This window comes from Kitasatospora sp. NPDC002543, from assembly GCF_053594915.1.
The window spans coordinates 1-20,891 of sequence record NZ_JBSFWR010000035.1; the positions used below are offsets into that span (position 1 = coordinate 1).

Here is a 20,891-nt window from a genome sequence, read left to right on the forward strand (position 1 = left end):
GTCAACATATCTGGCGTTGACTTTTGGCACGCTGTTGAGTTCTCAAGGAACGGACGCTTCCTTCGGACCGCCTTCCAGCGGACCCTCCGGGCTTCGTTCTTTCGTGTTTCCAGCTTATCAGATGTTTTCCGCTCCGTTTTCCGGAGTTTCATTCATCCGATTTCCCGAACTGGCCGGGTCCGCTTTTCGCGACGTCCACCACATTAGCGCATTCCGAGTGTCACTCGAAATTCACACTCACCCGGTCGACGGAAACGCCGATGAACCCATTTTCATGGGGATCATGAGTGAGAGTGGGTCTTGCTGAGTGGGGTGGCCGCTCCAGCGACTCGTTCAACACTAGGCCACCTGGAGGACATCGTCAAACACCGAGGGCCGGATCTGTCCAGATCCGGCCCTCGGTGCTCAAAGCCGCAGCTCAGAGCGTGTGTGTTTCAGCCGGCCCTCAGCCGGCGGCGACCAGCTCCGCCGCGGCCAGGTTCCGCTTGCCGCGCCGCAGCACGAGCCAGCGGCCGTGCAGCAGGTCGGCCTCGGCCGGCACCGCTTCCTCATCCGTCACCTTGACGTTGTTGAGGTAGGCACCACCCTCCTTGATCGTCCGGCGGGCGGCCGAACGGCTCGGCGACAGCCCGACGGCGACCAGCAGGTCGACCACCGTCTGGAGTTCGGTCACCTCGGCCTTCGGGACCTCGGCCAGGGCGGCGGCCAGGGTCGGGGCCTCCAGGTCGGCGAGGTCGCCCTGACCGAAGAGCGCCTTGGACGCGGCGACCGCGCGCTCGTACTGCTCCGCGCCGTGCACCAGCGTGGTGAGCTCCTCGGCGAGGGCGCGCTGGGCGAGGCGGGCCGCGGGGCGCTCGGTGGTCTCGCGCTCCAGCTCCTCGATCTCCTCCTTCGAGCGGAAGCTGAAGATCCGCAGGAAGTTGGGGACGTCCCGGTCGTCCGCGTTCAGCCAGAACTGGTAGAAGGCGTACGGCGTGGTCAGCTCGGGGTCGAGCCAGACCGTGCCGGACTCCGTCTTGCCGAACTTGGTGCCGTCGGCCTTGACGATCAGCGGCGTGGCCAGCGCGTGGACGGACTTGCCCTCGGCCTTGCGGATCAGGTCCGCGCCGGCGGTCAGGTTGCCCCACTGGTCGCTGCCACCGGTCTGCAGGGCGCAGCCGTAGCGGCGGTTCAGCTCCAGGTAGTCCATGCCCTGGAGGATCTGGTAGCTGAACTCGGTGTAGCTGATGCCCGCGTCGGAGTTCAGCCGTCGGGCGACGGCCTCCTTGGCGATCATGTTGTTGACCCGGAAGTACTTGCCCACATCGCGCAGCAGGCTGATCGCCGACATTCCGGACGTCCAGTCCAGGTTGTTGACCATGCGCGCCGCGTACGGGCCCTCGAAGTCAAGGAAGCGCGAGATCTGGCCGCGCAGGCGCTCGACCCAGCCGGCCACCGTCTCGGGGTCGTTGAGCACGCGCTCGGCGGTGGGCTTCGGGTCCCCGATCAGGCCGGTGGCGCCGCCGACCAGGCCGAGCGGGAGGTTCCCCGCCTGCTGGATGCGACGCATGGTGAGGATCTGCACCAGGTTGCCGAGGTGCAGGCTCGGCGCGGTCGGGTCGAAGCCGCAATAGAACGTGACCGGGCCGTCCGCGAACGCCTTGCGCAGTGCGTCCTCGTCAGTGGACAGGGCGATCAGCCCACGCCACCGCAGCTCGTCGACGATGTCCGTCACGGTCACGCTTCTCCTTCGATCAGGCGTCCGCCCAGTGCCGGCCCGGTTCGATCGGGCCCCGGGTCGGTACGACTCCAGCCTGATAGAGCCTACGCGGTTCCGGCCAGCGAGTTTTCCCCGAGGCACCCGACCGGACCGGACGACGTGCTGCTCCGGGCCCCTCCCCGATACCGGAAATTCCGTTGTTCGACGGCTATGGGCCCATTCAGAGTGGTTCCACCGCCGTGCGGCGGCAGTGACGTGTGTGGAGACGGTCGTGCCGCCGTGGCACGCCCGTGGAAAGGGTGTGCCGAGTGCGCAACACGCTGGTTCTGAACGCGAGCTACGAGCCCCTGACGACGGTGTCGCTCCAGCGCGCCGTCGTCCTGGTGCTCCAGGACAAGGCGGTGGTGGAGCAGGCGCATCCGCTGCGCTCGATCCGGGGAACGGGTGTGACCGTCCCGGTGCCACGGGTGATCAGACTGCAACGGTTCGTACGGGTGCCGTTCCGACAACAGGCACCGTGGTCGAGGCGGGGTGTCCTGGCCCGGGACCAGCACCTGTGCGCGTACTGCGACCGGCGGGCCACCACCGTGGACCACCTCCAACCCAGGTCGCGCGGTGGTGCCGACAGCTGGATGAACACCGTCGCGGCCTGCGCGGAGGACAACCAGCGCAAGGCCGACCGCACGCCGGAGCAGGCCGGGATGAAGCTGCTGCGCCGCCCGTTCGTACCGACTCCGCAGGCCAGTCTGATGCTGGCGCTCGGACTGCGCGGCTCGGAGGTCCGGGACCTCGCCGACTGGCTGCCGGCCATACCGGGCCGGCCGGTCTCGGCGGCGTGAACCGGCCCCGTTGACGAGTGGGGCGGGCGGAACGAACCGGACGAGCGCGGCACACGGGGCGAGCGGGGTGCACCGGACGAGCGGGGAGAACCGGGCGAGAGGCCTCAGTCCTTCGCCTGGTACCCCGCCGCCGTGCCGTAGTTCGTCGAATGCTCGGGCACCACGACCACCTGTCCGCCGCCGATCAGCACCCGTCCGGAGATCAGCAGCGAGCCGGTGCCGGCCGGGAAGTTGCCCCCGGTCGCCTCCCGGCCGCCGGCCAGCGGGAACCGGCTGAGGCGGGCGGGCTGGTCGCGGCGCTCGTCGGCGGCGAGCACCAGCGAGCCGCCGTCGATGCCGACCGCCCGGACGGCGCCCTTGGCGGTGGTCGGCGTCTTCCAGCGCTGCTTGCCGGTGTCCAGGTCGTAGCCGACCGCGGCCACCGACCCGCCGCCGTTCGGCGGGTCCACGGTGGTGACCATGGTGCGGCCCTCGAAGTACACGCCGGGAGTGGCCGAAAACGTACCGTGGGCGACGTCCAGTCGGCCGCCGTCGACGGCCACCGGGATCTCGGCGGCCGGGTCGCCGCCCGTACCCCAGGCGAACACCCGGTCGTCCTCCGGCTTCGCGCCGGTGGTGAGGACCACGGACGGCTCGGCCGACAGCACGGTCACCGTCTTCGGCTGGTTGTTCAGGCCCCGCCACCAGCCGACCTTGCCGTCCGCGACGTTCAGCGCGACGGCCTGGTCGGCGGGGGTCGAATCGGCACAGGAGGAGGCGACGAACACGGTCTTGCCGCCGACGCCCCCGGACAGGGTGCAGAACTTGCCCTGCCCGGTGTACTGCCAGATGTCCTTCCCGTCGGCCGACTCCCACGCCAGCACCCGGTCGTCGCCGACGGCGACCACCTTGTCCTCGGTGACGCCGACCCTCGCCGAGTAGGCGCCCTTGGTGTCCGAGAGCGTCTTCGTCCAGGCGGTCCTGCCGGTCTTGGTGTCCACGGCGGCCACCAGCGTGCAGGGGCTCTTCGGATCCGCCTGCGGACGGAACAGCGCCGCGCCCAGGCCCGCCTGGTTCACCCCGGAGGACAGTCCGCACGGGACGGCCCCGGCGGCCGGCGGCTCCACCGACCAGGCCTGCTTGCCGCCCGCCCGGTCGTACGCGTGCACCCCGGAGCCGTCGGCCCGGACCACCGCGTCGGCCAGCAGCCAGCTGCCGATCAGCGTGTCGTCCCCCGCGGAAACACCGGACCCGCCGGACGCGCCGGGCGCGGCTGACGCGCCGGACCCGCCGGCCACGGTGGGCTGCGCGGCCCAGGCCCGGGTGTGCGCCACCGCGAAGCCCGGCTCGCCGCCGCTGCTCGCCGCCGCACTGCCGCCGCCCTCGGCCCCGACCATCAGGCCGGCCGCCACCAGCACTCCCAGCGCGGCCACCCCGGCCCCGGTCCGCACCAACAGGGCCTTGCGGCTGGGCACGTGCTCGCCAGTCAGCACCGCGTCGGCGGCCTTCCGGGCCTTGGCGGAGAGCGAGGCGCCGGAACCGCCGGCGGCGCCGGCACCTCGACGGGCGGCCGCCCTCGACGTCCCGGCGGGTTCGGGCCGCGGCCCGGGGGTCTGCGCCGCGGCGGGCTCCACGGGCTTCTCGGAGACGGGCTCGGGCGCCGACTCCGCCGCCTCGACGTGCACGTAGCCGTCCGCCGAGTACTCCGCGCCCGCCGGGACGTACAGCGTCTCCTCGACGGCCTGCTGGGGGGCGGTGTACGGCGCGTAGGGCTGGTACGGCTGCTGCTGGTACTGCTCCTGGCCGCCGTACCCGTCCTGGACGTAGCCGCCCTCGACGTACCCGGTCCGGCCGGAGCCGCTCCGGTCGTAGCCGGACTGGTCGTAACCGGCCTGTTCGTAGCCGGACCGGTCGTAGCCGCCCTCGTGGTACCCGCCCCGGTCGTAGCCGGTGTGGCCCTGGACGCCGTGGGCGCCCTGGCCGAACTGCGCCTGCGGCTGCTGCCCGTACTCGGCCGGGCCGTAGCCCGCCTGCGGGTGCTGCTCCGGCTGCTGCCACTGCGACGGCTGCGGCTCGGCGTACCCACCGTACGCGCCGTTCTGCCAGTCCGAGTGGCCCTGGGGCGGCCACGGCTGCTGGGAGTGGGCGTCTCCGAAGGGCTCCTGCGCCATCCGTTCCGTCCCTCCCGAGCCCTGCCTGCCCGCCTGCCTGCCGATGCGGCAGTCAGCATCTCACGCCCGCCCGCGGGCACGGCCCGGGCCCTCACTCGAACGGCGTCAGGCCTCCACGCCCGTACGGCGTCAGGCCTCCGACGCGGCCCGCAGGGCGTCGTCGATCCGGGCGGCGAGGGTGAAGTCCAGTGCGGTGAGGCCGCCGGCGCTGTGGGTGGACAGGACGAAGCGCAGCGTGCGCCAGCGGATGTCGATGTCGGGGTGGTGGTCGAGCGCCTCGGCCTGCTCGGCGACGGCGACGACCACCCGGATCGCCGCCGGGAAGTCCGGGGCGTCGGCGGTGCGGGTGATGCTGTCGCCCTCCCGCGTCCACCGGGGCAGCACCGCCAGGGCCGCCGTGATCTCGTCCTCGTTCAGCCGTGCCCTGCTGCTCATCGGCGCGCTCCTGGTGGATCGTCGGTCCGGGGTGCCCGGGGATTCCGGGTGCCCCTGGGTTCCGGCCCCCGGGAGGTCCGGGGTGCCGTCGTCAGGCGGCCTTCCGGCGCGGACGGGCCAGCAGCTCGCCGCCGCAGTTGGGGCAGGTGGCGGCCATGGCCTCGGTGCAGTCCGGGCAGAAGGTGCACTCGAAGGAACATATCGAGGCGTGGGCGTCCGCGGTCAGCGACACCGCGCAGCGCTCGCAGCTCTCGCGCATCTCCAGGGCCATGGCGTACTCCTCCGTTCTGTCCATGATCTGACGTTCGCTCGGCTCGGCTCGGCTCAGCTCAGCTCAGCTCAGCAACAGTTTGGCGACGGCCACCAGGCCGACCACCACGATGACGCCCCGCAGCACGACCGGGGACAGCCGACGGCCCACCTTCGCGCCGAGCAGCCCGCCGACCAGCGAACCCGCCGCGACCAGGCCCGCGGCGGTCCAGTTCACCGTCGAGGTGAAGAGGAAGAAGAGCGCGGCGACCCCGTTGACGATCAGCGCGAGGGCGTTCTTCACCGCGTTGATCCGCTGGAGGTCCTCCTGGAGGAGCATGCCCATCAGCGCCATCAGCAGCACGCCCTGCGCGGCGCCGAAGTAGCCGCCGTAGATGCCGGTCAGGAACACCCCGACCAGCAGCACCGGGCTGCCGTCCGGATCCCCGCCGGGGCGGCGGCGGGCGGCGACGGCCCTGGCCACCCGGGGCTGGACCACCACCAGGACGAGCGCGAGCAGGATCAGCACCGGGACGATCGCGTCGAAGGCCGCGCTCGGCAGCTTGATCAGCAGCAGCGCGCCGACCAGCCCGCCGAGCAGCGAGGCGGTGCCCAGGCGCAGCACCCGCCGGCCCTGGTCGGCCAGTTCGCGGCGGTACCCGATCACACCGCTGAGCGAGCCGGGCACCAGGCCGAAGGAGTTGGAGACGTTGGCGGTGATCGGCGGGAGGCCGACGGCGAGCAGGACCGGGAAGGTGATCAGGGTGCCCGAACCGACGATCACGTTGATCATCCCGGCGCCGATGCCGGCCACCAGGACGGCGATCGACTCCCAGAGCGTCATGGGCCACCTCTCCTCTCGGTCCTGTCGAGGGGATCATGCCGGACGGTCCGTCGGGCCGACCAGACCCGCCCACGATTCGGGATGTACGACACAGTGAGGCACCTCACGGAGGCGCCCGCCGCGCGGGCGGGCCGGAAGCCCCGCGCACAGGCCGAGGGCCCGCCACCTCTCGGCGGCGGGCCCTCGGCGAGGCGCGGTTCGACCGGTCACTCCGTGTCGATCTTCGGGTACTCCCGGGCCGGGTCCACCCGGGGGCGGGCGGCGCCCTTCTCGGTGTCCACCGGCCGCGGCCCGGAGGCCGGGTCCAGCGGCACCTGGGTGGCCGCCGGGGCGGCCTGGGGGATGCTGGGCGCCGCGACGGCGCCGCCGTTCACCCCGCCGTTGCCGGTCAGACCGGTGAAGGCACCGCCGAGGCCCTTGAGCGCGTCGCCGACCTCGCTGGGGATGATCCAGAGCTTGTTGGAGTCGCCCTTCGCCAGCTCGGGCAGGGTCTGGAGGTACTGGTAGGCGAGCAGCTTCTGGTCGGCGTCGCCGTCGTGGATGGCCTCGAAGACCGTACGGATCGCGGCCGCCTCACCGTCCGCGCGCAGGACCGCGGCCTGCGCCTCACCCTCGGCCTTGAGCACCTCGGCCTGCTTCTCACCCTCGGCCTTGAGGATCTGGGCCTGGCGCTGCCCCTCGGCGGTGAGGATCGCGGCGCGCTTGTCGCGGTCGGCGCGCATCTGCTTCTCCATCGAGTCCTGGATGGAGGTCGGCGGCTCGATCGCCTTCAGCTCGACGCGGTTGACCCGGATGCCCCACTTGCCGGTGGCCTCGTCCAGGACGCCGCGCAGGCCGGCGTTGATGACCTCGCGGGAGGTCAGGGTGGATTCCAGGTCCATCGAGCCGATGATGTTGCGCAGCGTGGTGACGGTCAGCTGCTCGATCGCCTGGATGTAGCTGGCGACCTCGTACGTCGCGGCCCGGGGGTCGGTCACCTGGTAGTAGATGACGGTGTCGATGTTGACCACCAGGTTGTCCTGGGTGATCACCGGCTGGGGCGGGAACGGCACGACCTGCTCGCGCAGGTCGATCCGGTTGCGGACGCGGTCGATGAACGGGACGACGATGTTCAGTCCCGCGTTGAGCGTCCGGGTGTAGCGGCCGAAGCGCTCCACGATCGCGGCGCTGGCCTGCGGGATGACCTGGATCGTCTTGATCAGCGCGATGAAGGCCACCACGACCAGGACGACCAAAACGATAAGGACGGGTTCCACGGACTCTCCCCTAGATGACCAGGGCGGTCGCGCCCTGGATTTCGACGACGTCGACCTGCTGTCCCGGCTGGTAGACCTGGTCCGGGTGGAGCGCGCGGGCCGACCAGATCTCGCCGTTCAGCTTGATCCGCCCGCCCTCCCCGTCGACGGTTTCCGCGACGACCGCGGTGGCGCCCTGGAGCGCCTCGATGCCCATCTTGATCTGCGGGCCGCTCCGGAGCTGGCGGTAGGCGATCGGACGGACGAAGACCACCAGGGCTACCGAGACGACGACGAAGGTCACGGTCTCCAGGACCACGCCACCGCCGAGCGCGGCCACGACGGTGGCGGCCAGCGCCCCCACGGCGAACATGGCGAACTCCGGCATCGCGGTGACCACCAGCGGTATGCCGAGCCCTGCGGCGGCCAGGAGCCACCAGATCCAGTTGTCCACACGTCCATCCTAGGGAGCCGAGGCCTTCGAAGCGGACAGTTCCCGCAGGTGGAGGGGCGGAAACCGGTCGCGCGTGCGACCGGTCTCCGACGGCCTTCCGGATGAACGGACGAACGGGTGGACCGGGCGGTCCGGGGAGTGTCCCCGGGCCTCAGCCCAGCGGCAGGCCCTGGGCCGACCAGCGGTCCCCGTGCCGCTCCAGGGTGAGCGGCAGGCCGAAGCACTTGGAGAGGTTGCGGGCGGTCAGCTCGGTGTCGATCGGCCCGGCGGTGAGCACCTTGCCCTGCCGGATCATCAGCACGTGGGTGAAGCCCGGGGCGATCTCCTCGACGTGGTGGGTGACCATCGCCATCGCCGGGGCGAACTCGTCCTGGGCGAGCGCGCCGAGCCGGCGGACCAGGTCCTCGCGGCCGCCGAGGTCCAGTCCGGCGGCGGGCTCGTCGAGCAGCAGCAGCTCGGGGTCGGTCATCAGGGCGCGGGCGATCAGGGTGCGCTTGCGCTCGCCCTCGGAGAGGGTGCCGAACTTGCGGTCGGTGAGGTTGGCCATGCCGAGGCGGTCGAGCAGGGCGAGGGCGCGGGACTCGTCCGACTGCTCGTAGGTCTCCTGCCAGGTGACCGTCATGCCGTAGGCGGCCGTGAGCACCGTCTGGAGCACGGTCTGCTCGGCCGGCAGCTTGTCGAACATGGCGGCGCCGGCCAGGCCGATCCGGGAGCGCAGCTCGAAGACGTCGATCTCGCCGAGCTTCTCGCCCAGCACCGTGACCTTGCCCGAGGTCGGGAACAGGTACGAGGAGGCGATCTGCAACAGCGTGGTCTTGCCGGCGCCGTTGGGGCCCAGGATGACCCAGCGCTCGCCCTCGGAGATGGACCACGAGACCTGGTCGACCAGCGCGCGCCCCTCCCGGACCACGGATACGTCAACCAGCTCCAGCACGTCGCTCATGCCTATGCCTTCCCCAAAAACAAGATTCTCGGCCGTCGGTGCGGGCGGCGGCGAGCCTACTCCGGCAGCCGGTGGGCACGGGGTGGGTGCGCCGCACACGCATGGGCAAACCTACGCCACGCGGATGACCGCCGATTCCGTAGGCTGGCCGGATGCTCGCGACTCCTGCCGACAATCCGTACGAAGAGCCCCGTTCGGGGCGGCTCACCGCGTGGGGCAACGCCCTGCTGGCGGGCCTGGTGCCGCCGGACGACGCCGCCGAGGCCGTCCTGGGTGCGGACGAGACCCACCGGGTGACCGGGCTGCCCGGCGACGGGCCCGACGAGCGGCACGGGCTCACCTGGGCACTGGGGCGGCTGCGGGTGCTCGGGGTGAAGGGCCTGCGGCTCGCGCTGCCCTCGGCCGGGCATCCGCTCGGACTGACCGGCCCGAAGGACTTCAACGAGCGGGCCATGGGTGCGGGCGAGGCCGTCCTGGCGGTGGGCGCACCGCTCGGGCTGGTGCCGGAGGTGGAGGTGTTCGGCCCGGCCGGGGACCGCTCGGCCACCGTGCTGTGGCACTGTTCCGAGGTCAACGACACACCTCCGGCGGACGTGCCCTCGCTGCACGAGGCCGAGCGCGAGCTGGCGGACGGGCTGCGGGAGGCGACCGTCCTGCTCGCCCGCCTGGACGTGGCCGGTGCCGGGCCCGAGGCCCTGCGCGCCCTCGACGCCTACCGCCGGCGCGGACACAGCGAGCTGCTCGCCCCCGGCTACCCGCCCCGGGCCGTCCGCGTGCTGGAGTCCGCCCGCCAGGTGTCCGCCCTGCTCGCCATCGCCTCCGGCGGGCACGGCGCCGCCGTCAGCGCCTCCGAGATGGCGGCCCGTCAGTCCGTCCTGGCCCCGCTGCGGCGAACCGCCCGGCGCGCCCAGGTGGCCGCCTACAACGCCCTCGTCGACGAGCGGGACGCCCGCTGAGCCGACGCCCGCTGAGCCGGCGCCGGCCGGCGGCTACGCCTCGCGGGCCTCGCCGTGGCGGACGGCCCAGAGTGCCGCCTGGGTGCGGTCGGCCAGGTCCAGCTTCATGAGGATGTTGGAGACGTGGGTCTTCACCGTCTTCTCCGACAGGTGCAGGCTGCGGGCGATCTCCCGGTTGGAGCGGCCGTCGGCGATGTGGCCGAGGACCTCGCGCTCGCGCTCCGTGAGGGTGCCGCCGCGGCCCTGCGGGGCGCGCGGGCCCTCGTCGGAGAGCAGGGCCTCGGCCAGCTCGGGCTGGAGCAGGACGTGGCCGGCGTGCACCGACCGGATCGCCCCGGCCAGCGCCTCCGGGTCGACGTCCTTGTAGACGTACCCGGCCGCGCCGGCCCGCAGCGCGGGAACCATGGTGCGGTGCTCGGTGAAGCTGGTGACGATCAGGATCCGGGCCCGGCTGCCCTCCCCCTTGAGCGTGCGCAGCGCCTCGATGCCGTCGACGCCGGGCATCTTGAGGTCCATCAGGACGACGTCGGGGTCGAGGTCGCGGGCCCGTTCGACGCCCTCCGCGCCGTCGGCGGCCTCCCCGACCACCTCGATGTCGTCCTGGACCTCCAGGAAGGTGCGCAGCCCGCGTCGAACCACCTGGTGGTCGTCGACCAGCAGGACACGGATCGACGGTGTGCTCTCAGGCACCGGGGACCTCCATCTCGACGAGCGTCCCCCGACCGGGGGCCGACTCCAGGGTGAGCGTGCCGCCGACGGCGGCCGCGCGGTCGCGCATCGAGGCCAGGCCGAGGTGGCGGCCGGCCCGGCGGACGGACTCCGGGTCGAAGCCGCGTCCGTCGTCGTGGACGCGCAGCACGGCGCCGCGCGTGGTCGTCCCGGCCAGGGTGACGCTGACCCGGCGGGCACCGGAGTGCCGCAGGGCGTTGTGCAGCGCCTCCTGGGCGACTCTCAGCAGCGCGGCCTCCTGGGCGGGCGGCAGCGCCCGGACGCCGTCGGCCGCGAAGGCGACGTCGGCGGTGTGCGCCCGGTCGAGGACCTGCACCTGCGAGGCGAGGGTGGCGCTGAGCCCGTCCTCCTCCAGGGCGGCGGGGCGCAGTTCGACGACGACGGCGCGCAGTTCGTCGGCGGCCTCGGCGGCCAGTCTGGCGACCTCGGCGAGTTCGGCGCGGGCCCGGGCCGGGTCGCGGTCGACGAGCTTGGCGGCCGCCTTGGCGGTGAGCCGCAGCGAGAAGAGCTTCTGCGAGACGGCGTCGTGCAGGTCGTGGGCGATCCGGGCCCGTTCGCCGGCCAGGGTGAGTTCGCGGCTGCGCTCGTAGAGCCGGGCGTTGGACAGGGCGAGGGCGGCGTGTGCGGCGAGGATCCGCAGGAGTTCCTCGTCGTGGTCGGTGAAGAGGCCGCCGCCGCGCTTGTTGGCGAGGAAGATGACGCCCATCACCCGCGGTTCGTCCTCGGCCGCGTCGGTGTCCAGGATCGGCATGCCCAGGAAGGCGTCCATGTCGGGGTGGGCCGACGGCCACCCTTCGAAGGCGGGTGCCTTGCGGACGTCGGCGAGCCGGGTGGGGCCGGTCTCGTGGAGCATCGCGGCGAGCACCCCGTGCTGCCGGGGCAGCGGGCCGATCGCCCGCCACTGCTCGTCGGTGACGCCGTCGACGACGAACTGGGCGAATCCCCCGTGGTCGTCGGGCACGCCCAGGGCCGCGTACTCGGCGCCGAGCAGGCCGCGGGCGGAGGCGGTGATGCGGCGCAGCACCTCGCGGACCTCCAGGTGCCGGCTCATGGCGAGCAGTGCCTGGCTGACGGCCTCGATCCCGGACAGGCAGGGTTCGCAGGCGGGCAGCGGGCCGAGGTGGGCCCGGTGGTCTCCGGTGGTGCTGGGCATACCGCCAAACTACCGCCGCCGTGACGGGCGCCGCGTCCGCCTGCGGGCGCTCCGGGCCCGGGTCCGGGGACCTAGGACCCGGGCCCTCCCGGTACGCCGAGGGGCGGCCCTCCCGGTGGGAGGACCGCCCCTCGGCGTGGTGTCGGAGCGGGGTCAGCCCTTCTGCATGACCTCGGGCTCGTGCCGGCGCTGGAGCCGGGTCACGATGACGCCGATGACGATCGAGATGGCGACCAGCACGCCCGCGTCGATCGCCCACTGGGCGACGGTGTGCTCCCAGAGCGGGTCGTAGTCGGGGTTCTGGAAGTCCTTGTTCCAGGGGCCCATGAGCTTGGACAGGTCCAGCGTGGTGGAGACGATGCCGGTGCCCCAGCGGGCCGGCATCAGCCAGGCGACCTGTTCCAGGCCGGGCTTGCCGAAGATCTGGAAGAGGCAGCCGGTGAAGACGACCTGGACGATGGCGAACATGACCAGCAGCGGCATGGTCTTCTCCGCGGTCTTCACCAGCGCGGAGATCATCAGGCCGAACATCATCGCGGCGAAGCTGAGCAGGATCATGCCGACGGTCATCTCGACGATCGGCAGGTTCTTGACGAGCAGGCCGTGCTCGGGGAGCTTGCGCGGCAGGAAGCCGACGGCGGAGATGATCGCGCCCTGGATCACGCTGAAGAGGCCCAGCACGATGATCTTGGACATCATGTACGCCGAGCGGGAGAGCCCGGTGGCCCGTTCCCGTTCGTAGATCGCCCGTTCCTTGATCAGCTCACGGACCGAGTTGGCCGCGCCGGAGAAGCAGGCGCCGATCGCCAGGATCAGCAGGATCGTCGCGGCCCCGTTGTTGAGGTGGAGCTGGGTGTTCGGGTTGGGTGCGAGCCCCGGTGCGTTGGGGATCAGCACGCTGACCGCGCCGATGACCGCGGGCAGCAGCACCGACAGCGCCAGGAAGCCGCGGTCCGAGGCGAGCACGGACATGTAGCGCCGCATCAGCGTCCACAGCTGTGAGCCCCAGCTCTGCGGCTTCGGCGGCTTGACGGCCTCCTGGGCGACCTGGGCGTGCTGCACCTCGCCCGACTCCGCGGTGGGCGCGGAGTACTGCTGGTAGTGCACCGAGCCGCGGTAGCGGCCGGCCCAGTCGTGGTCCGGGTAGTTCTCAAAGGCCTGGAAGACGTCCGCCCAGGTCTCGTACCCGAAGAAGTGCAGCGCCTCGTCCGGCGGGCCGAAGTAGGCCACCGCGCCGCCCGGCGCCATCACCAGCAGCCTGTCGCAGAGCGCGAGTTCGGCCACCGAGTGGGTGACGACCAGGATGGTGCGGCCGTCGTCGGCGAGGCCGCGCAGCATCTGCATGACCTCGCGGTCCATGCCCGGGTCGAGGCCCGAGGTGGGCTCGTCCAGGAAGATCAGCGAGGGCTTGGTGAGCAGCTCCAGGGCGACCGAGACGCGCTTCTGCTGGCCGCCGGAGAGCGCGGTGATCTTGTTGTCGGCGCGCTTGTCGAGGCGCAGCTCGTACAGCACCTCGTCGATCCGGGCCTCGCGCTCGCGGGCCTCGGTGTCGCCGGGGAAGCGCAGCCGGGCCGCGTACTTGAGGCCCTTGCGGACGGTGAGCTCGCGGTGCAGGATCTCGGACTGCGGCACCAGGCCGATGCGCGAGCGGAGCTCGGCGAACTGCTTGTACAGGTTGCGCCCGTCGTACAGCACCTCGCCGCGGTCGGCGGGGCGGTAGCCGGTGAGGGCGCGCAGCAGGGTGGACTTGCCGGAGCCGGACGGGCCGATGACCGCGACCAGCGACTTCTCCGGGACGCCGAAGCTGACGTCGTCGAGCAGGATCTTCTTGGCGCCCTTGTGCTCGACCTCGACGGTCAGGTGGCGGGCGGAGAAGGAGACCGCGCCGGTGTCGACGAACTCCTGCAGCTGGTCGCCGACCAGGACGAAGCCGGAGTGGCCGACGGTCAGCCGGTCCTGCGGGCCCATCAGCTGACGCTGCACCCGCTGGCCGTTGAGGTAGATGCCGTTGTGGCTGCCGAGGTCGACGATCTCGTAGCGGCCGTCCGGGAGCTGGCGCAGCTCGGCGTGGTGGCGGGAGACCTGGAGGTCGGACACCACGATGTCGTTGTCGAGCGCACGGCCGATCCGGACGGTGCGCATCGCCGACGTCAGGTTGCGGATGATGGTCGGCTGCGGCCCGCCGTCCTGCGGCGGCGCCGGGAAGCCCTGCTGCTGCGGGAAGCCGCCGTGCTGGGGCTGCTGCTGCGGGGCCGGCCGGTCCTGCGGCGGCGCGTACTGCTGCTGCGGAAGGGGCTGCCGGTCCTGCGGCTGCCCCTGCCAGGCCTGCTGCTGCGGCGGCTGCTGGTAGGGGTCGTGCTGCGGCCAGCCCTGCTGCGGGGCGGGCTGCTGGGGCGTGGGCACGGGGCCGCGGCTGGTGGCGGCCTCGTGCATCGGGGTGGCCTGCGGGGCAGCGGCGTGGGCGGGCGCGGAGAAGCCGAGCCGGGGCCCGTTCTCCGGGTTGCCCAGGTTGACCACGGCGCCCGGGAACAGCTGGGCCTGCAGGGTGCGGGCCCCGGCCACGTACGTTCCGTTGGTGCTGCCGTGGTCGTCCAGCTGCCAACCGCTGCCGTTGAAGCTCATGGTCCCGTGCTGCCAGGAGACCCTGGCGTCGTCGAACGTGAAGTCCGACTGCGGGTTGCGCCCGATGGTGTAGGACCGCCCGGGCTCCAGAGTCCGCTGCTGTCCGTTGATCTCGATGACGAGTTGCGGCACTGCTCGCCTGCCCCGCTCTCTCGGTTCCCCCGAATTGTCGCCCCCGCCGGGGCTGCGATGTTCCTGCGACTGACGGGGGGAATCATTCCAGCCCGCCGACCGCCGGTGAAAGTCAGCCCTGGTGACTGTGACCAGGCTGCTACCGAGCCCGGACCAGCGGCGTCCCGCGAGGTGGGACGGGTGCTCCCGGGCCCCCGGACGCCCGGTAGCGTGGGAGGCACCATGAACGCATCGCCCCTGGCCGCTGAGCCCCTCCCCGCCGCCCAGCACCGGACCGCGGACGAGCGCACCCTGCTCGTCAAGGTGTTCGGCAAGGACCGTCCCGGCATCACCGCCGGCCTCTTCGCGACGCTGGCCGGCTTCGGCGTCGACGTGATCGACATCGAGCAGGTCGTCACCCGTGGGCGCATCACGCTGTGCGCCCTGGTCACCCCGCCCCCCGCGCCCGGCGACGAGGGCGGGCTGCGGGCCACCGTCCACCGCTGGGCCGACGAGCAGAAGCTCCAGGCCGAGATCCTCTCCGGCATCGGCGACAACCGGCCGCGCCGCGAGGGCCGTTCGCACGTCACGGTGCTCGGCAACCCGCTGACCGCCGCCGCCGTCTCCGCGCTCACCTCCCGGATCACCGCCTCGGGCGGCAACATCGACCGTGTCTTCCGGCTCGCGAAGTACCCGGTGACGGCGGTCGAGCTGGCCGTCTCCGGTGTGGCCACCGACGAGCTGCGGGCCGCGCTGGCCCAGGAGGCGGCCACCCAGCGGGTGGACGTCGCGGTGGTCGCCGCCGGGCTGGAGCGCCGGGCCAAGCGCCTGGTGGTCATGGACGTCGACTCCACGCTCATCCAGGACGAGGTGATCGAGCTGTTCGCCGCCCACGCGGGCTGCGAGGAGGAGGTCGCCGCGGTGACGGCGGCGGCGATGCGCGGCGAGCTGGACTTCGCCGAGTCGCTGCGGGCCCGGGTGGCGCTGCTGGCCGGGCTGGACGCCTCGGTGACGGAGAAGGTCCGCGCCGAGGTCCGCTTCACGCCGGGCGCGCGCACCCTGATCCGTACGCTCCAGCGCCTGGGCTACCAGGTCGCGGTGGTGTCCGGCGGCTTCACCCAGGTCACCGACCACCTGGTGGAGCAGCTGGGGCTGGACTTCGCGGCCGCGAACACCCTGGAGGTGGTGGACGGCAGGTTCACCGGCCGGGTGGTCGGCGAGATCGTGGACCGGGCGGGCAAGGCCCGCTGGCTGGCCCGCTTCGCCGAGCGGGCGAAGGTGCCGCTGGAGCAGACGGTGGCGATCGGCGACGGCGCCAACGACCTGGACATGCTGAACGCGGCCGGCCTCGGGGTGGCGTTCAACGCCAAGCCGGTGGTGCGGGAGGCCGCCGACACCGCGGTGAACGTGCCGTTCCTGGACACCGTGCTGTACCTGCTGGGCATCACCCGCGAGGAGGTCGAGGCGGCCGACGCGCTGCACGGCACCCCGACCGAGTAGGCACACCCCGACCGGGTGGGCACGTCCGCCCGGGTGGGCACGTCCGCCCGGCCGGGAGCACCCCGACCGGGCGGGAGACGCACCAGAGGGGCGCGCGGATCCAATCCGCGCGCCCCTCATGTACGTTCCGGAGGTCAGTCCTGCGGTGTGTGGTACGAGACCAGCTCGGCCACGCCCGGCTCGACGCCCTTCCAGGAGCCGCTGAAGCTGAGCACCGCGATCGCCGCCGTCGGGAAGCCCCCGAGCCGCAGCCGCTCCAGCGCGTCCCGGTCCCCCGCGTCCCCGGCCAGCACCTGGGTCAGGCCCAGCACACCCGGGTTGTGGCCGACCAGCACCACGTCCGAGTACTCCTCCGGGGTCTCCTGGAGGACGGCGATGATCTCTCCGGGGCTGGCCTCGTAGACCCGCTCCTCGTACACCGTCCGGTGCGGCCGCTGCGGGAGCTCGTGCACCGCCAGCTTCCAGGTCTCGCGGGTGCGCAGCGCGGTGGAGCAGACCACGTAGTCGGGGCTGATGCCGGAGTCCACCAGCCAGCGGCCGGCGTCCGGGGCCTGGTGACGGCCCCGGTCGGCCAGCGGCCGGTCGTGGTCGTCCACGCCGTTCGGCCAGTCGGCCTTGGCATGGCGGAGAACGATGATCCTGCGGGGCGTGTCGGCGCTCATACCCAGCAAGCTTGGCAGAAAAGCGGCCCGGCGGCGCGACACCCCCGGGTGCCGCCGCTCCCGGTGGCACGGCGTCCCCGCGCCGGGCGTCGCCCGGCGCGGGGACGCCGGTCAGCCGAGGTTGGCGGCGACGGTGGCGATGATCGACACCAGCACCGCGATGGCGGCGAAGGCGAGGGCGATGCGGCCGAGCTGCTTGCGGCCGTCGGTGGGGTTGGGATCGAGAACGGGCATGTCCGGGATTCTCCCACCCCGAACACGCCCGCCGTCGGCTGACCCCGCCCCCTTGGCCCGGCCTTGACCTTCCCGGCCGGGCGCGGACCTCGGCCCGCGGCCGGGTCAGGCCCCGGCCGGCACCGCCGGGTGCGTCGCCTCGTCCTCGATGTACCGGGCCCGCGCCGCGCGCAGGCCGAACAGCATCTGCGGCACCAGCAGCAGCGCCAGGAAGCCCAGCGGCCAGTACCACTCGCCGGTGACGTCGTAGATCCGGCCGATCAGGATCGGGCCGGGGACGGCGATCAGGTAGCCGACGCCCTGGGCGAAGACGGACAGCTGGGCCACCCCGCCGGCCGTCCGGGCGCGCAGCCCGATCATGGTCAGCACCAGCGGGAAGGCGCAGTTGGACAGGCCCACCAGGATCGCCCAGACCCACGGCGCCCCGGCGGGGGCGAACGCCAGGCCGGCGTACCCGGCGATGCCGCAGGCGGCCAGCACGACCACGTACAGCCGCTGGTCGCCGCGGCGGGCGGCCAGGTTGGGCAGCACGAAGGAGACCGGCACGCCGATCACCATGGTGACGGCGAGCAGCACCCCGGAGGTGCCCTTGTCGATGCCCGAGTCCTGGAAGATCTTCGGCAGCCAGCCCATCACCACGTACGCGCCGGTGGCCTGGAGGCCGAAGAACCCGGCCATCGCCCAGGCGGTGCGGCTGCGGGTGATCGGCAGTTTGGCGGGGGCGGCGGCGCCGCCGGCCCGCTCGCCGCGCTCGCGCTTGGCGATCAGCAGCGGCAGCCAGAGCACCAGGGCGATCGCGCCCAGGGCGGCCCAGCTGCCCAGGCCGTGGCGCCAGTTGCCGCCGAGCGAGCTGGTCAGCGGCACGCTGACGAGGGCGGCCAGCGCGGTGCCGGCCGACAGCGCCATGGAGTACAGGCCGATCATCGGACCGACCTTCTCCGGGAAGTACCGCTTGATCACCACCGGCAGCAGCACGTTGGAGACCGCCACGCCGGCCAGGGCGAGCGCGGTGAACAGCAGGAACACCACCGTGCCGCCGGCGAAGGAGCGGGCCAGCACGCCGGCCGTGATCGCGCCCATCCCCGCCGTGATCACCGCGATCGGGCCGATCCGGCGGGCCGCGGCCGGTGCGGCGAAGCCGAACAGCGCGAAGCACAGGGTCGGGACGGCGGTGAGCAGCCCGGCGAGCGTCGGGTTCATCCCGAGGCCCTCGCGGACCTGGTCGAGCAGCGGTCCGAGGCTGGTGACCACGGGGCGCAGGTTGAGGGCGGCGGCGGCGATCGCGATGGCGAACAGCCAGCCCAGGTACGTGGCCGGGCCGGCGGCGGCGGGCCGCTCGGCGGTCGGCGTCCGGCTCTCGGTCCGGTCGGAAGTGGTGGTGTCTGCTGCGGGCATGTGGAGCATCATAGAATGATGGGATGAATTGATGCACCTCGGAATTGGCATGATGTGCCGACCCGTGCCGACCGTTCATCCACCGGCCACCTCCCACCCAGGCCCCACCCGAGCCGTAGCCGTCAAGGAGTCCCCCGTGGCGCTGACCTCCCCGAGGCGCACCCCGCTGTCCGACCAGGTGATCGCACAGCTGCGCGCCCAGATCACCTCCGGGGAGTGGCCGGTCGGCTCGCGCATCCCGACCGAGGCCGCCCTGGTCGAGCAGCTCGGCGTCGCCCGCAACACCGTCCGCGAGGCCGTCCGCGCCCTCGCCCACAACGGACTGCTCGACATCAGACAGGGCTCCGGCACCTACGTCCTGGCCACCAGCGAGCTGGCCGGGGTGATGCACCGCCGCTTCGCCGACGCCGACCAGGGACAGGTCGCCGAGCTGCGGGCGGCCCTGGAGACCTCCGCGGCGGCCCTCGCCGCCCGCCGCCGCACCCCGCGCGACCTGGAGCTGCTGGACGGCGCCCTGGCCCGGCGCGAGGCCGCCTGGCACTCCGGCGGCGCCGAGGACTTCGTCCAGGCCGACGCCGCGTTCCACCAGGCCGTCGTGGCCGCCGCCCACAACGACGTCCTGCTCGCCGTCTACGCCGACCTCGGCGAGGCCACCCGGGAGCTCCTGCGGCACGACGTCGGCCCCGAGCTGGTCGCCGAACGCTACATCGGCCACCACGCCATCCTGGAGGCGATCCGGGCCGGCGAGCCCGAGCTCGCCGCCCTGGAGGCCGGCCGGGTGAACGTCTCCTGCGCCACCGCCGAGGCCTGAGCGGCCCCGCCGCCGGACGACGGAACGCCGCTGCCCGGCACCCCCTCGGGAGGGTGCCGGGCAGCGGCGTACGGGCGGAGCGTCAGGCGCCGATGGCGTGCAGGCCGCCGTCCACGTGGATGATCTCGCCGGTGGTCTTCGGGAACCAGTCCGACAGCAGCGCGACGATGCCGCGCCCGGCCGGCTCCGGGTCGCTCAGGTCCCACTTCAGCGGGGAGCGGTGGTTCCAGGTGTCGGCCAGGTCGCCGAAGCCCGGGATGGACTTGGCGGCCATCGAGCCGATCGGACCGGCCGAGATCAGGTTGCAGCGGATGTCGCGGTCGCCCAGGTAGCGCGCCAGGTAGCGGTTGGTCGACTCCAGGGCGGCCTTGGCCGGGCCCATCCAGTCGTACTGCGGCCAGGCGAACTGCGCGTCGAAGGTCAGGCCGACCACCGAGCCGCCGTCCTGCATCAGCGGCAGCAGCGCCGTGGTCAGCGACTTCAGCGAGTACGCCGAGACGTGCATCGCGGTGGCCACGGACTCCCACGGGGTGTCCAGGAAGCTGCCGCCCAGCGCGTCCTGAGGGGCGAAGCCGATCGAGTGGACGATGCCGTCCAGGGTCGGCAGGTGCTCGCGGACCTGGTCGGCGATGCCGGCCAGCTGCTCCGGGTTGGAGACGTCCAGCTCCAGCACCTTGACCGGGTGCGGCAGCTTCTTGGCGATCCGCTCGGTCAGGCTGGGGCGCGGGAAGGCGGTGAGGATGATCTCCGCGCCCTGCTCCTGCGCCAGCCTGGCGGTGTGGAAGGCGATGGAGGACTCCATCAGCACACCGGTGATCAGGATCCGCTTGCCTTCGAGGATTCCGCTCATGATCAGTGACCCATGCCCAATCCGCCGTCGACGGGAATGACGGCTCCAGTGATGTACGCGGCCTCGTCCGACCCGAGGAACCGCACGGTGGCCGCGACCTCGGCGGGCGCCGCGTAGCGGCCCAGCGGCACGCCCGAGACGATCTCCGCGCGGCGCTCGTCACTGAGCACGGCGGTCATGTCGGTGTCGACGAAGCCGGGGGCGACCACGTTGACGGTGATGTTGCGCGGGCCGAGCTCGCGCGCCAGCGACCGGGCGAAGCCGACCAGGCCGGCCTTGGAGGCGGCGTAGTTGGCCTGGCCCGGGGAGCCGGCCAGGCCCACCACGGACGAGATCAGCACGACGCGGCCCTTGCGGGCGCGCATCATCAGCTTGGACGCGCGCTTGACCACCCGGAAGGCGCCGGTCAGGTTGGTGTCCAGGACGGAGGTGAAGTCCTCCTCCGACATGCGCAGCAGCAGGGTGTCGTTGGTGATGCCCGCGTTGGCGACCAGCACCTCGACCGCGCCGTGCTTCTGCTCGATCTCGGTGAAGGCGGCGTCGACCTGCCCGGCGTCCGTGATGTCGCAGCGGACCGCGAGGACGTCGTACTTGGCCAGCGCCTCGGGCACCTCGCCCGAGCGGCTGGTGATGGCCACCTTGTCGCCCGCTTCGGCGAAGGCCTGGGCGATCGCGAGGCCGATGCCCCGGTTTCCTCCGGTGACGAGAACCGAGCGGCTCAACGATCCACCTCTCTCCGTGTGTGAGCACGTACGTCGGAATGCGTACGCAGTGTGACGCTATCGGGCGGTCGGCGGCGGCGGCGCATCGGGCTCCCACAGCGCCTCCCCGGCGGATCTGTCGCAATCCGACAATCCGTACCCGTCCCGGCCGCGGCGGCGGCGGACATCTCCCAGGCCCGGGCGCCGCCCGGATCGGGGCGACTGTACGGGAACAACACGGGCGGGCGCACCCGTTGCCCCCGTGGTGCGGGCCGGCCCGGGACCGGCCGTACCGATCCCCGACGATCCCGGCGAGCGA

21 protein-coding genes are annotated in these 20,891 nt (G+C 72.6%); 5 read left to right on the forward strand and 16 right to left on the reverse strand.

Features of this window, described 5'->3' with window-relative positions; translation table 11 throughout:
• The coding region (locus tag ACWD4P_RS16930; protein ID WP_449780110.1) for a hypothetical protein at window positions 1–307 on the forward strand (307 nt) is incomplete at its 5' end.
• A 138-nt stretch (window positions 308–445) separates the two neighbouring features.
• Here the strand turns inward: ACWD4P_RS16930 and tyrS are convergent.
• Window positions 446–1,714 (reverse strand): tyrosine--tRNA ligase, encoded by a 1,269-nt coding sequence (gene tyrS, locus ACWD4P_RS16935; protein WP_359821121.1) that lies wholly within the window; start codon window positions 1,712–1,714, stop codon window positions 446–448.
• 293 nt (window positions 1,715–2,007) lie between these two features.
• On the opposite strand from tyrS, the gene ACWD4P_RS16940 reads away from it, so the two are divergent.
• On the forward strand, window positions 2,008–2,538 hold the full coding sequence (locus ACWD4P_RS16940) for an HNH endonuclease (RefSeq protein WP_449780111.1): 531 nt from the start codon (window positions 2,008–2,010) through the stop codon (window positions 2,536–2,538).
• 104 nt (window positions 2,539–2,642) lie between these two features.
• Here the strand turns inward: ACWD4P_RS16940 and ACWD4P_RS16945 are convergent, their stop codons facing one another.
• From ACWD4P_RS16945 to ACWD4P_RS16975, 7 genes are all read right to left on the reverse strand, one after another.
• Window positions 2,643–4,688: an outer membrane protein assembly factor BamB family protein gene (locus ACWD4P_RS16945; RefSeq protein ID WP_449780112.1), complete on the reverse strand. Its 2,046-nt coding sequence runs from the start codon at window positions 4,686–4,688 to the stop codon at window positions 2,643–2,645.
• A gap of 129 nt (window positions 4,689–4,817) precedes the next feature.
• A complete protein-coding gene (locus ACWD4P_RS16950; RefSeq protein WP_449780113.1) occupies window positions 4,818–5,123 on the reverse strand; it encodes a 4a-hydroxytetrahydrobiopterin dehydratase in 306 nt (101 codons plus the stop codon).
• A gap of 91 nt (window positions 5,124–5,214) precedes the next feature.
• Window positions 5,215–5,394 (reverse strand): DUF1272 domain-containing protein, encoded by a 180-nt coding sequence (locus ACWD4P_RS16955; RefSeq protein ID WP_359821065.1) that lies wholly within the window; start codon window positions 5,392–5,394, stop codon window positions 5,215–5,217.
• Window positions 5,395–5,457: 63 nt separating this feature from the next.
• Window positions 5,458–6,216 (reverse strand): sulfite exporter TauE/SafE family protein, encoded by a 759-nt coding sequence (locus tag ACWD4P_RS16960; protein ID WP_359821067.1) that lies wholly within the window; start codon window positions 6,214–6,216, stop codon window positions 5,458–5,460.
• Between the two features lie 206 nt (window positions 6,217–6,422).
• Window positions 6,423–7,472 (reverse strand): SPFH domain-containing protein, encoded by a 1,050-nt coding sequence (locus ACWD4P_RS16965; protein WP_359821069.1) that lies wholly within the window; start codon window positions 7,470–7,472, stop codon window positions 6,423–6,425.
• 10 nt (window positions 7,473–7,482) lie between these two features.
• A complete protein-coding gene (locus ACWD4P_RS16970; RefSeq protein ID WP_359821071.1) occupies window positions 7,483–7,905 on the reverse strand; it encodes an NfeD family protein in 423 nt (140 codons plus the stop codon).
• A gap of 151 nt (window positions 7,906–8,056) precedes the next feature.
• On the reverse strand, window positions 8,057–8,848 hold the full coding sequence (locus tag ACWD4P_RS16975) for an ABC transporter ATP-binding protein (protein ID WP_049652103.1): 792 nt from the start codon (window positions 8,846–8,848) through the stop codon (window positions 8,057–8,059).
• A gap of 152 nt (window positions 8,849–9,000) precedes the next feature.
• Here ACWD4P_RS16975 and ACWD4P_RS16980 point away from each other — a divergent pair, with 152 nt between their 5' ends.
• Complete coding sequence (locus ACWD4P_RS16980; protein ID WP_449780114.1) at window positions 9,001–9,804, forward strand: hypothetical protein; 804 nt, start codon at window positions 9,001–9,003, stop codon at window positions 9,802–9,804.
• 33 nt (window positions 9,805–9,837) lie between these two features.
• Here the strand turns inward: ACWD4P_RS16980 and ACWD4P_RS16985 are convergent, their stop codons facing one another.
• The 3 genes from ACWD4P_RS16985 to ACWD4P_RS16995 all read right to left on the reverse strand — a co-directional run bounded on the left by ACWD4P_RS16985 (window position 9,838) and on the right by ACWD4P_RS16995 (window position 14,440).
• Window positions 9,838–10,494: a response regulator transcription factor gene (locus tag ACWD4P_RS16985; protein ID WP_359821076.1), complete on the reverse strand. Its 657-nt coding sequence runs from the start codon at window positions 10,492–10,494 to the stop codon at window positions 9,838–9,840.
• Window positions 10,487–11,584, reverse strand: coding sequence for a GAF domain-containing sensor histidine kinase (locus ACWD4P_RS16990; RefSeq protein WP_359821124.1), 1,098 nt, complete (start codon window positions 11,582–11,584; stop codon window positions 10,487–10,489). Before ACWD4P_RS16990 ends, ACWD4P_RS16985 begins: the two co-directional genes overlap by 8 nt.
• Window positions 11,585–11,839: 255 nt before the next feature.
• Window positions 11,840–14,440: an FHA domain-containing protein gene (locus ACWD4P_RS16995; RefSeq protein ID WP_359821078.1), complete on the reverse strand. Its 2,601-nt coding sequence runs from the start codon at window positions 14,438–14,440 to the stop codon at window positions 11,840–11,842.
• Between the two features lie 222 nt (window positions 14,441–14,662).
• Between ACWD4P_RS16995 and serB the strand changes: the two genes are divergently transcribed.
• Window positions 14,663–15,919, forward strand: coding sequence for a phosphoserine phosphatase SerB (gene serB / locus ACWD4P_RS17000; RefSeq protein WP_359821081.1), 1,257 nt, complete (start codon window positions 14,663–14,665; stop codon window positions 15,917–15,919).
• Between the two features lie 134 nt (window positions 15,920–16,053).
• On the opposite strand, the gene ACWD4P_RS17005 is transcribed toward serB, so the two are convergent.
• From ACWD4P_RS17005 to ACWD4P_RS17015, 3 genes are all read right to left on the reverse strand, one after another.
• Entirely contained in the window at window positions 16,054–16,581 is a 528-nt protein-coding gene (locus ACWD4P_RS17005) for a SixA phosphatase family protein (RefSeq protein WP_449780115.1), read from the reverse strand.
• 111 nt (window positions 16,582–16,692) lie between these two features.
• Window positions 16,693–16,815: an SGM_5486 family transporter-associated protein gene (locus ACWD4P_RS17010; protein WP_359821086.1), complete on the reverse strand. Its 123-nt coding sequence runs from the start codon at window positions 16,813–16,815 to the stop codon at window positions 16,693–16,695.
• Window positions 16,816–16,920: 105 nt separating this feature from the next.
• The gene (locus tag ACWD4P_RS17015) at window positions 16,921–18,210 is read right to left on the reverse strand and encodes a CynX/NimT family MFS transporter (RefSeq protein ID WP_359821088.1); all 1,290 of its coding nucleotides are present in this window, start codon (window positions 18,208–18,210) and stop codon (window positions 16,921–16,923) included.
• Between the two features lie 136 nt (window positions 18,211–18,346).
• Between ACWD4P_RS17015 and ACWD4P_RS17020 the strand changes: the two genes are divergently transcribed.
• Window positions 18,347–19,021, forward strand: coding sequence for a FadR/GntR family transcriptional regulator (locus ACWD4P_RS17020; RefSeq protein WP_359821090.1), 675 nt, complete (start codon window positions 18,347–18,349; stop codon window positions 19,019–19,021).
• Between the two features lie 82 nt (window positions 19,022–19,103).
• On the opposite strand, the gene fabI is transcribed toward ACWD4P_RS17020, so the two are convergent.
• Window positions 19,104–19,871 carry an enoyl-ACP reductase FabI gene (fabI, locus tag ACWD4P_RS17025; protein ID WP_359821092.1) on the reverse strand — a complete coding sequence of 256 codons (768 nt, stop codon included), beginning with the start codon at window positions 19,869–19,871 and terminating at the stop codon, window positions 19,104–19,106.
• Between the two features lie 2 nt (window positions 19,872–19,873).
• On the reverse strand, window positions 19,874–20,593 hold the full coding sequence (fabG, locus tag ACWD4P_RS17030) for a 3-oxoacyl-[acyl-carrier-protein] reductase (RefSeq protein WP_449780116.1): 720 nt from the start codon (window positions 20,591–20,593) through the stop codon (window positions 19,874–19,876).
• Between the last annotated feature and the right edge of the window lie 298 nt (window positions 20,594–20,891).